This is a genomic window from Acinetobacter calcoaceticus, assembly GCF_051947995.1.
In the GTDB taxonomy this organism is placed as follows: Bacteria; Pseudomonadota; Gammaproteobacteria; order Pseudomonadales; family Moraxellaceae; genus Acinetobacter.
Map to the genome: position 1 here is coordinate 408,562 of NZ_JBLVVH010000002.1, position 11,774 is coordinate 420,335.

General features: G+C 44.5%; 8 protein-coding genes. 5 read left to right on the forward strand and 3 right to left on the reverse strand.

Annotation, left to right across the window (positions count from 1 at the left end; translation table 11 throughout):
• Positions 1 to 28: 28 nt before the first annotated feature.
• From ACNQO6_RS05105 to ACNQO6_RS05115, 3 genes are all read left to right on the forward strand, one after another.
• A complete protein-coding gene (locus tag ACNQO6_RS05105; protein WP_343578748.1) occupies positions 29 to 2,110 on the forward strand; it encodes a methyl-accepting chemotaxis protein in 2,082 nt (693 codons plus the stop codon).
• A 152-nt stretch (positions 2,111 to 2,262) separates the two neighbouring features.
• The gene (locus ACNQO6_RS05110) at positions 2,263 to 7,344 is read left to right on the forward strand and encodes an Hpt domain-containing protein (protein ID WP_440208281.1); all 5,082 of its coding nucleotides are present in this window, start codon (positions 2,263 to 2,265) and stop codon (positions 7,342 to 7,344) included.
• A gap of 13 nt (positions 7,345 to 7,357) precedes the next feature.
• A complete protein-coding gene (locus tag ACNQO6_RS05115) occupies positions 7,358 to 7,813 on the forward strand; it encodes a hypothetical protein (RefSeq protein ID WP_343578746.1) in 456 nt (151 codons plus the stop codon).
• A gap of 48 nt (positions 7,814 to 7,861) precedes the next feature.
• Here the strand turns inward: ACNQO6_RS05115 and dapE are convergent, their stop codons facing one another.
• From dapE to ACNQO6_RS05130, 3 genes are all read right to left on the reverse strand, one after another.
• On the reverse strand, positions 7,862 to 8,995 hold the full coding sequence (dapE, locus tag ACNQO6_RS05120; protein WP_343578745.1) for a succinyl-diaminopimelate desuccinylase: 1,134 nt from the start codon (positions 8,993 to 8,995) through the stop codon (positions 7,862 to 7,864).
• A gap of 124 nt (positions 8,996 to 9,119) precedes the next feature.
• Complete coding sequence (locus tag ACNQO6_RS05125; RefSeq protein ID WP_165569309.1) at positions 9,120 to 9,263, reverse strand: entericidin A/B family lipoprotein; 144 nt, start codon at positions 9,261 to 9,263, stop codon at positions 9,120 to 9,122.
• A gap of 120 nt (positions 9,264 to 9,383) precedes the next feature.
• The gene (locus tag ACNQO6_RS05130) at positions 9,384 to 10,244 is read right to left on the reverse strand and encodes a DUF1853 family protein (RefSeq protein ID WP_440208282.1); all 861 of its coding nucleotides are present in this window, start codon (positions 10,242 to 10,244) and stop codon (positions 9,384 to 9,386) included.
• A gap of 100 nt (positions 10,245 to 10,344) precedes the next feature.
• Between ACNQO6_RS05130 and ACNQO6_RS05135 the strand changes: the two genes are divergently transcribed.
• Both ACNQO6_RS05135 and elsL read left to right on the forward strand, forming a co-directional pair.
• On the forward strand, positions 10,345 to 10,710 hold the full coding sequence (locus ACNQO6_RS05135) for a YbaN family protein (protein ID WP_005226971.1): 366 nt from the start codon (positions 10,345 to 10,347) through the stop codon (positions 10,708 to 10,710).
• 337 nt (positions 10,711 to 11,047) lie between these two features.
• Positions 11,048 to 11,557 (forward strand): cell wall-recycling L,D-carboxypeptidase ElsL, encoded by a 510-nt coding sequence (gene elsL, locus ACNQO6_RS05140; protein WP_343578743.1) that lies wholly within the window; start codon positions 11,048 to 11,050, stop codon positions 11,555 to 11,557.
• The last annotated feature ends 217 nt before the right edge of the window (positions 11,558 to 11,774 follow it).

The following is an 11,774-nucleotide window of genomic DNA, read 5'->3' on the forward strand; positions in this document are numbered from 1 at the left end:
TAAGGGCGTATTTCGGGGAGAAGCTGATATGGGCTTTAAACTTAAAAAAAAGAATGGTAGTGATAGTGCGGGGCTGAAAAAGGGGGGAGCGTTCCTAGACAATATACGAACGCAACTCGATCAGTTTTCCCGTTTATTCGGTGAAACTGAGAAATCAAAACCGATTATCTATCGTGCTTTAATTGCTTTGGCCCTTGCAGTCATCCTCTTAATCTACTTGTTCGTCAGTGTGCCACGTTCAAACCAGTTAACCCGTAGTCTGGGCGAGTTGCGTTTGTTATCACAAACAATTTCACGACAGGCGACCGAAGCAACTGCTTCTGGTAAACCTGAAGAGATGAAAAAGCTGGTTGAATCAGAAAAACAATTTACTGAAAACCTGGAAACGGTTGAAAGTGTCTATGGTAAAGGTTCTGATGAATACAAGAAGGTGAATGAACTCTGGAGCGGCATCTCCAAGAATATTGACTTGATTGCTTCACAACAAAAAGTCATTAACCAGCTTTATGATACCAACATTGCAATTAGCGATACCATCCCCGAGATTCAGGCTGAATATAACCTGATGGTGGACCAGATGGTACGTGAGAACATGCCAAGTAGTCAGGTAATTATTACCAAGAACCAGGTCTTTATTGCCGAACGTATTTTACGTTCGATCAACTCGGTGCTGGTTGGTACAGATAATTCGAGTGTTTCTGCAAATGACTTCGGTGCCGATATTGATACTTTTGGTGTGTATTTAAATGCACAGTTAAACGGTAGTTCTGAACTGGGTGTAGACCGTATTAGTTCGGCGGCTTTACGTGAGTCTGTAGACAGCATTAAATCTGACTATGACGCCGTGTTGAAATCAGCAGCGGCAACGGTATTGCAAAATGCCAACCAGATCGTGCGCGTACGTCAGGCATCTTCGCAAATTTTCTCTCAATCTGATGCGTTGTTGAACTCTTTAAATGCGTTATCGAATAAAGCTGAAGGTGGCTGGGGCAATGTGATTGCAGGTATCGTACTGATTGGTGCTTTAGGTCTATTGGTTTTCTCTGCACTGCAATTGCTTGCTTTACGTAGTAATACCGATAAAGAGCGTGTAACCCGTTTACAAGACGAATATGACCGTAACCAGAATGCGATTTTACGTTTACTTGATGAGATCGCAGACTTGGCAGATGGTGACTTACGTTCTTATGCAACAGTATCTGAGGACTTTACCGGTGCCATTGCCGACTCGATTAACTTTGCGATCGATCAGTTACGTGACCTTGTATCGCGAATCACCGATACTTCACAAGAAGTTGCACGCTATACCCAAGATACCCAGAACATTACCAACCAGTTAGCTGAAGCTTCCGAACATCAGGCGCAAGAAATTGCAGGTGCATCCGCAGCAATGAACGAAATGGCACTGTCCATTGACCAGGTATCTGCCAACGCATCTGAATCTGCTGATGTAGCACAACGTTCGGTACAGATCGCGACCAATGGTGCACAAGTGGTAAACCGTTCAATTGAAGGGATGGATCACATTCGTGAACAGATTCAAGAAACCTCGAAACGTATTAAACGTTTGGGTGAATCTTCTCAAGAGATTGGTAACATCGTCTCGTTGATTAACGATATTGCCGATCAAACCAACATTCTGGCATTAAACGCCGCCATTCAGGCGTCGATGGCAGGTGAAGCTGGTCGTGGTTTCGCGGTCGTAGCCGATGAAGTACAGCGTCTTGCGGAACGTTCTGCATCAGCAACCAAACAGATCGAAAGTCTGGTGAAAACCATTCAAACGGATACCAATGAAGCCGTAATCTCCATGGAACAAACCACTTCCGAGGTTGTACGTGGTGCAAATCTGGCAAAAGATGCGGGTATTGCACTGGATGAGATTCAAACGGTATCGGGTGACTTGGCGAAACTGATTGCAAGCATTTCGGATGCGGCAAAACTTCAGTCTGCTTCTGCCAGTCATATTGCAACCACGATGAATGTTGTACAGGAAATTACGTCACAAACGACAACAGCAACTTTTGATACAGCACGCTCAGTTTCTGAGTTGGCAAATATGGCTGAATCGTTACGTGAATCAGTAACTGACTTTAAGTTACCTGAGTAAACCGAATTGGAAAGGCAGATGGGGGTGTCTGTCTTTCCATTTTAGATGTGTTGGATATCTCAACAAGGTGATGGCGCAGTGGAACTACATCTTGTGTGATAGATAGACGTAATTTTTACCCACATTGGTGGATAAAAACGAAAGAAGCAGCTATGAAACAAATATTAAAAACGTTAGTTGAAACGATGACGCTTCCTGAAGACAGTTATCTTGAACAAGATGCAGAGATTCTTGAAATTTTTATTGAAGAATTGGATGAAATCTTTGTTGAGTTAGAGCCGTTACTTATTCAATGGACAGAACAACCACATCAACAGCATGTGCTTACCGATATTCGTCGTCACTTCCATACCTTAAAAGGCTCTGGACGAATGGTGGGGGCGAAGTCTTCAGGTGAGCTGGCATGGACAGTTGAAGATACTTTAAATCGTGTGATTGCGGGCACGATTACGTTGAATGCTGATATTCAGCGATATGTACAGACGGTTTTTAATCTTTATCGCTTTAAACTGGCGCATGACTTCAAGGCGGTTCAGGCCCATCAGGTTGATTTCAAACCTTTGGTTTTACTCGGACAACAATTACAACAACAGCAAAGTCCTGAACCTGCGCTAGCAGCGCTGTTAAATCTTGCCATTGATCTTAATCATGAACAGGGATTGACTGGCCTTGAGCGAGTGGATGATGCTGTCGTCGAAACGGATGTACTGGAACAAGCGCCACAGCAAGCTGAGCCTGTCTCTGAGCTTGAATTGGCTGCACCATTTGAAGATGAAGCCTTGGCCAAAGAAACCCTGGCTATTTTCCAGGAAGAAGCGGAAGAACACCTGGCGACCATCAATCAGTTCTTACAAAATGATCATCCAAGCAATGATCAATACAATACCCTGATTCGTGCATTACACACCTTGCGTGGCAGTTCTGCCATGGCACATGTGGATCATGTCTTTGAAGCCAGCTCAAAAGTTGAAAACCTGTTTAAAACCTTATTGCAGGAAGAACTGGACTCAAGTTCGGATGAAACGGCTTTACTGACGCATTATGCGCAGTTTGTTGGGGATTATTTACATACCTTGAAGCATGCAGGCAGCCCACAAAAGCTCAATGAAATTTATGAGACTTTTAATGTTGCTTGGGATGGTTATGATTTCCAGCTAGAGGAAAAGCATGGCGATGCAGTGCGTCCTCAAGGTCTGGTGTCTCAGTTAATTGAATTGGAAATTAATGATTTACTGGATGTCGAGTTTGATTTCGAGAAGCGTGCACGCCATGAGTTTCCGCAATATATCCAGTTACTGAGTCAACAGGCGGAAATCCTGTTACAACATACGCATCATCATGCAACGATTGGCATGTATCAGTACACCAGCTTGTTGCGTTCAAGCTATCAGGATCTTATTTTTAAACCAAGTTTACTTCATCTGGATTATGCCTTTGAGCTTTATCATCAGGTTCATCAACAGTTTATCCAGTTGTTTGATACCTTGGCAGCAGGCCAGCGTGTTACTTTAACCAAAGCACATGAGCGTGTCTTAAATGAATTAAGCTCATTTACCCAGCAAAATGTTGAGTCTGTACAGCAAGAACCTGTGGTTGCCGAGACTCATACAGTTGAAGAAACTTTGGCGATTGAACCACAAGCAACTTCAAGTGCTGTCACTGATTTAGCTGCCCAGTTTGCGCTGGATAAGCAACAGTTGGATTTGGATGAAGCGAACCGTGATTTTGATCCAGACTTGTTGGATATTTTCCTGGAAGAAGCGGATGAACTGCTTGCCGGGATTGATACTGATTTAAGTACATGGGCGGCGGATCATAACAATGTGGATGCCTTAAAGAATCTGATGCGTTATTTGCACACCTTGAAAGGTGGTTCAAATATGATTCAGGCGCGTCATATTGGCCTGATTTCGCATGAACTTGAAAGCATTTATGAAAAGCTGATTAATCAGCAAATTCAAGCAACGCCTGCACTGATTGCTGTGATTCGTGCGGTACAGGATGATATTGCTGACCGTATCCAGATCATTCGTGATCAGCAGGTCGATTATCCAGCGACACATGCTTTGGCCGTTCTACATAATCTGGAAAAAACCACGCTTACAGCAACGCAAGCAGACTTTACTTCCGCGACGCCGCAGCGTGTACTCGAGACGGTTGAAACAGAGGCTCATGAGCACGCTGTTGAGACAGGTATTGCGGGAACGACCCCAGCCAATGCCGCTATTGATGTCACTGCATTTGCAGCACAATTGGCACTGGATAAGCAACAATTACAATCAGCAGCGTCAAATCGTGACTTCGATCCAGACTTGCTGGATATTTTCCTTGAAGAAGCGGATGAACTGCTTGCAGGGATTGATACTGACCTAAACACATGGACTGCCGATCATCACAATTTGGATGCTCTAAAAAATCTGATGCGTTATTTGCACACCTTGAAAGGGGGTTCAAATATGATTCAGGCGCGCCATATTGGTTTGATTGCACATGAATTGGAAAGTCTCTATGAAAAGCTGATCAATCAGCACATTCAGGCAACACCGCAACTGGTCGCGATTATTCGTTTAGCTCAGGATGACATTGCAGACCGGATTCAGACCATTCGCGATCAGCAAACAGATTATCCATCGACGCATGTGGTGCAGTTATTGCAACAGGCAGACCAAACGGTTGTGCCTGCAATGCTTGAGCCTGTGATTGAGCCGGTAGAGACCCTTGCAACAATTGAAGTGGATGTTGTTGAGGCACAGTCAGAAGTCCCTGAATTAGCTGAAGTTGAAGCTCAGCCTGATACACAAACGCTGAACTTGCAGCCAGAAAGCAGTGATGTTGCTTCGGATGAGATACGCGATACGACTTCAGCAGCTCAAAGCGTTGAGACAGTTGCGGCATCATTGGACGATGATGTCCGCTCGCTGGTCGAGCAGACTTTCCTGGAGGAAGCAGAAGAGTTACTGGAACAGGCTCAAAGCTTATTGAAGCAATGGTTTGAACAACGCGGTAATCGTAGTCTGTTGCTTCAGTTACAGCGTAATGCTCACAGTTTAAAAGGTGGCGCGCGCATGGCTGAGATGGATGCCATTGCCGTGATTGCCTACCATCTGGAAAATGCTTTTGAGCAGTTTGGTGTGCATCATTTCAATTCAAATGTGTATGACAACTTACTCAATACCGCATTGGCATGGTTGCATGAGGCCATCTTTAAACGCCAATATGCCAATTTTGATGGGTTGAAACAAAGTCTGGAGAAGATGGAGTTTGTCGACGTTTCTGCACAGCTTCCTCAGAAACTTTCTGCAAGAGATATCTTCACACCTGAATATACCATGGAGTTTGTTCAGGGCGATGGCACAGAACCGCCGTCAATGCTGGGCGAGTGGGAAACCACAGAACGCATTGAGCAGAATAATGAGATGATTCGTGTCTCTGCGGATGTCATCGAGAAGATGATTGACCTGTCAGGGGAAAATGCGATCAACCGTTCGCGTATCGAGATGGATTTGGGGCAACTCGGCGGTACGCTGACAGAAATGGAACTGGCGATCAAGCGTTTGGCGGATCAGTTACGTCGAATGGAAGGGGAGCTGGAAAGCCAGATTATTGCACGACATGGCGGGGAAGATGCGCGTTATGCCGACTTCGACCCATTGGAGATGGACCAGTATTCATCGCTGAACCAGCTGTCAAAATCGCTTGCCGAATCGGCTTCGGACTTGGTCGATTTCAAGACCACATTGTCTGAAAAGATTCGTGATACAGAAGGGTTGTTGCTGCAACAATCGCGTATTCAGGCTGAAATTCAAGAAAGCCTCATGCGTACCCGTCTGGTGCCATTTTCACGCCTGTTGCCGCGTTTACAGCGAATCGTGCGTCAAACAGCTTCGGCATTAAATCGACCAACCGAATTGGTGGTGAATAATACTGAAGGGGAATTGGACCGCAGTATTCTCGAGCGTCTGGTTGCACCTTTTGAGCACATGTTGCGTAACGCGATTGACCATGGGATTGAAGATCGTGAACAGCGTTTACAGGCCAAGAAACCTGAAACCGGGCATATTGTCCTGAACATTGGCCGTCAGGGTACGGATGTGGTCGTCACTTTCAGTGATGATGGTAAGGGCATTGATGTTAACCGAATTAAAGAAAAAGCACTGCAAACCGGGCTCATGACGCCAGATCAGAAGCTGGAACAGGAAGAAATTTTACAATTTATCTTCCATCCGGGTTTCAGTACGGCGGCTCAGGTCACGCAGATTTCTGGGCGTGGTGTGGGGCTGGATGTAGTACAAAGCGATATTAAAGCTCTGGGTGGTCATGTCAGTGTCGATTCCAGATTGGGGACAGGCACGACCTTTACCATCCGCGTTCCAACCACGGTTGCCGTGAGTGACGCCTTGATGGTTAAAGCGGGCGATCAGCAGTTTGCCTTCCCGTTGGCCCAGATCGACCGTATTGTGCGTATTTCACCTATGGCACTGGAACAATACTTTGACAGTCAGGATGACTATTTCACCATTGATCAGGAACGTTACCGTTTACGCTATCTTTCTGAGTTTGTGGCAGGTCAGCCAATTCCGCGTTTGAGTGGTGTGGTGCATTCTTTACCGGTGTTGCTGATCAAAGGTGCACAAGGCCAGACCACGGCATTACTGGTGGATCAGTTGATTGGTTCGCGTGGTCAGATTGTGGTGAAACCAGTCGGGCAGCAGTTCTCGAGTATCGGTGTCATTGCAGGCGCTACGATTCTGGGGGATGGTCAGGTCTGTTTGATTCTGGATGGTCAGAATATTGCACGACAAGCGCAGTCGACTGCGCGGAGTAAGCAGGCTGATGAGACTTATACCAAACAGCGTTATGATGAACGTCGCCTGATCATGATTGTCGATGACTCGGTTACCGTACGTAAGGTGACTTCGCGTCTGTTAGAGCGCCAGGGTTATGATGTCGTGACTGCCAAAGATGGTGTTGATGCCATGGAACAGCTCGAAACAGTGAAACCTGATCTGATGCTACTCGATATTGAAATGCCGCGTATGGATGGTTTCGAGGTCACCAATCTGGTACGACATCATGAGTTGCATCGGGACTTGCCAATTATCATGATCACCTCACGTACCGGTGAGAAACATCGTGAACGCGCATTGTCACTCGGTGTAAGTCAATATATGGGTAAACCGTTCCAAGAAGAAGCACTTCTGGAAAATATTGAAACTTTACTGGCTGTGCGCTAAGAGGTAGCAAACAATGGTAAAAAAAAGCGCAAACTCGGCATTGGGACAGATTGACCAGCAAGAGTTACAACATTTAATTACGGTCTCAACCGGATTTATTGATGCCTACATTATTCAATGTCATCAAAAGGTTCCGATGCTGTTACCGCAAAACATTGTCTTGTCAGCCATGGACACCCAAACCAATGTTGAACATATTGAATGGCATGATTTGAAGCTGCCTGTTTATGCGGTCAATGATCCTGCCCAAAAACAAGGCGTGGCCCTGGTGGTGGAAGGTGAGGATGTGTCACAGCGTTTTGCATTGGTCTGTAATGAAATGCCTGAATCGATCCGTTTACGTATTTCGGAGATTGTCGATGAAGAACGTGACATTGATGATGATAAAGTCTTTCAATATGTAAAGATGGGGGAGAGCAAGTTCTATGTCCCTCATCTGCAAAACATCCAAACCCAACTGGGGTTGTAATAAAAAAGGAACTCATTTGAGTTCCTTTTTTATGTGCTCTTACGAGGATTAAGCCAGTAGCTCAATTAAAATTTGCTCATAGATTTCCGCAAGTGGCTCTAACTCTGCAACATTGACATGTTCATTGATCTGATGGATGGTGGCATTCAATACCCCCAGCTCAAGCACCTGTGCGCCTGTTGGTGCGATAAAACGGCCATCCGAGGTTCCACCACTGGTAGATAGCACAGTATCCACGCCAGTCACATTCTTAATCGCGGTTTTTGCTGCATTCACCAGCTCGCCCACAGGGGTAAGGAATGGCAAGCCAGACAAGGTCCATTGAATATCGTAGTTAAGCTGATGTTTGTCTAGCGTCTCAAGCACACGTTGTTTCAGGAGATCGGCGGTAACTTCAGTTGAATAACGGAAGTTGAAGGTGACTTTCAGCGTACCAGGGATCACATTGGTCGCGCCTGTACCTGCCTGAATATTAGAAATCTGGAAAGAAGTCGCAGGAAAATATTCGTTACCATTGTCCCAAACCGTTTCACACAGTTCACTGAGGGCTTTAGATGCGGTATGAATCGGATTCTCTGCCAGATGTGGATAGGCGACATGGCCTTGTTTACCATGAACGGTTAAAACGGCATTCAATGAACCACGACGACCATTTTTAACAATATCACCCAACTGATGCGTACTGGATGGTTCACCGACCAGACACCAGGTCATCTTTTCATTGCGCGCTTCCAGTGTTTCAACCACTTTAACGGTACCGTTAATTGATGGGCCTTCTTCATCGGAAGTGATTAAAAATGCAATTGAACCTTTATGGTTCGGATGTTTGGCAACAAAACGTTCAGATGCAACCACCATAGCTGCCAACGCTGTTTTCATATCGGCAGAGCCACGACCATATAACTTACCATCACGAATGCTGGGTAAAAACGGGTCTGAATTCCATGCATCTAAATGGCCGGTCGGCACCACATCGGTATGTCCTGCAAAACAGAATACCGGACTTTCCGTACCACGACGTGCCCACAAATTATCAACATCTTCAAAACGCATGTTTTCGATATTAAAGCCAATCTTTGCTAAGCGTTCGGCCATAATATTCTGGCAATCATGGTCAACAGGGGTCACTGAAGGCTGGCGTAGGAGTTGTAAACTAAGTTCAAGCGTATCGGAATGGTTCATGCGAGATGTAGCTAAATCTGGTGAAATATGAACCGATATAATAGGGGAATCTGATGGAGAAAGGTATTAAAAATAAACCTTATCTAGGTCTAGATAAGGTTTGGTACAGCTTGTTCTATAGAAATTACATTTTATCTTGAGTTTTTTCGGCGGTTTGAGAGACTTTATCACCCGCTTTAGACACATCCTGCCCAAAACCTTTAAATGTATTACAGCCAGTGAGAACAAAAGCAGTCATGATCGAAGCAACTAAGATTTTTTTCATCATCTTCTCCGTTTAAATGTAATTATGATGTACTTAAGAGGCTAAAAAATTTACCATTAAATGAACATAAGGGTTTGATGGTAAATGTGTTATAAAATGTTATTTAGACAAATAATAAGTGAGTTAAGTTAAATTAAACAAAAGAGAAGCTTGACGGTACATATAAAAACTTGGTGTTGGTGTATGGAGATAATAAAGCCCATTGGTCCACCAGATGGCGGGTTGTGAAGAAACTCCCTGATCCGGGCAGAGCCATTCGTGGCGTTGTAAACGATAAAACGGTTCGGCGGGAATATGCGTTCCCCATTGACCTAAACGCCGTGTTGTATTGACCCACGCAGGTAGATTGAATTGGTTTTGATCTGAAGGCAGGTACAACTGACCTTTCATCACTGCAAACTTACGCTGAATGCGGTGGTTGTTGGCTTCAGTAAACTGAAATTGACGTTCGGTAAAATGTTTTAATTTACGTTGAAGGGTATCTTCTCTATTTAACCCAAACCATTGTGCAAGATCGAGTTTTCCTTCGCCTAAATAATATTTTAAGGCAACTTCCCAGTGCTCAACTTGTTTGGTTTCCTGATTAAACATAACAAAATCTAGCTCACCTAAGGTCATGGCACCTGCAATTTTTTGAATGCTATGTCCAAGCAACTGATAAGGATGGTAGTCATCCTCCAGTAACCAAAACCAGAGCAGATTTTCAAAACGTAGGCCCAGTCGAGTACTTTTAAGTTGAGCCAGAAAATCGATGAGGGGTTGTGGCTGCTGATCCAGTTGCTTTAAGCGGGTTTCATAATTTTGATAATGTGTTTGCCAGATCGAATCCCGATGTAATTCAAAATAATGTTTGAAGCTGAGATCCTTCGGAATATCAGCCAGAATATTCGGACTGGCAATGGAGAATGCCAAATGCCGTACGATTGGATTCTTAAACTGTAACCACGGCTCAAAAAAACAAGGGGTGGTAATCATTTTCGACATCAAGCCACTCAATCGTTGAAATAGTAAGTTAAGTTTAAGAAACCACATAAAAAACACTTTATACTAGCACGGTTGTAAACAGGTGTTGGTTAATTGCTCAATGAAAACTTTATTCTGGCGTAGCTTGGTCGTGATTTTTATTACGTTGGGAATCATTGGGGCAATTTTGCCGGGCATGCCAACCACGGTCTTCCTGATTCTGGCTGCGTGGGCTGCCTCCAAAGGCTGGCCGGAAATGGATGCCTGGTTGTTGAACCATCCTAAATATGGCCCGACCTTACGCAACTGGCGTGAACATGGCACAGTCCCACGGAAGGCGAAATGGATCGCCAGTATCATGATGTTGCTCAGCGGTATCCTGATGCTATTTACCAATGCGCCGTTTTGGGTGAAAGTCTTTACCGATGTCACCATGTTTATCGTGGCTGTGTGGTTATGGTTAAGACCCGAGCCTGAGCAGCGTTAAGAAAAGCAACGCTCTTGCGGAATATATTCCTCATGCGCAAGACGAGCGGCTATGCTGCGAGTGGCGAGTGAAGAAAAGCAACGCTCTTACGGAATAGATTCCTCATGCGCAAGACGAGAACTTTATTCGAGTAAATACATTAAGCAATCTTTGTCTTAAACCCCATCCAAAACATATTCGAATAACAGGAACAAAGAACGCAGAGCATGTCTACGATTCTATTTTATTTTTCTCGTCAGCTTTAACACCTATCACCTACTAAAACTACTGAAAAATACAAGAAAAATGGTTTCATCTATGTTGAAATAAATGGGTTCTATCATCTATCGAGATAAAAATGACCTATACCCTTGATCAGGCAGACATCATCATAGACTTGGCACAACAAACGCTACGTTTGCCGAAACAGAATAAATTCTATGTGATCTCTTCGGGCAAAAACGGTATCGGTGAACAGGAAAATAGTGGAAAGACCCCAAGAGGCTGGCATCAGGTCGCCCAAAAGATTGGCGGCGATGCACCGAAGAATGCAGTATTTATTGCACGTCAACCGACAGGTGAAGTATACGACTTGCAATTAGCCCAGCAATTTCCACAGCGAGACTGGATCTTGTCGCGAATTTTGTGGCTGGATGGTCTTGAAGAAGGCTTCAACCATGGGGAAGGGCACGATACCTTTAAGCGTTATATCTATATTCATGGTACGCCGGATACAGAGCCAATGGGTGTGCCGATGTCGCATGGTTGTATTCGAATGAAAAATGATGAAATTATCGAGCTATTTGAACTCGTTTCCGAACAGGCGCTGGTCTATATATCCGAACAAGCCTTAGAAAATGACATATGAAAATGCAAATAAGTGCTTAAATAAAATACGAAAATATCAGTTTTTGCATGGAATTACTTATTTTTTAATCATTCGTACGGTTTTTTCAGAAAAGAATGGCAAAAGCGTTTGACAGGCTGTAAAGATTCTCTATAATGCACCTCACAAACGATGAAGACGTTAAGGGCGCTTAGCTCAGTTGGTAGAGCGTCTGCCTTACAAGCAGAATGTCGGCGGT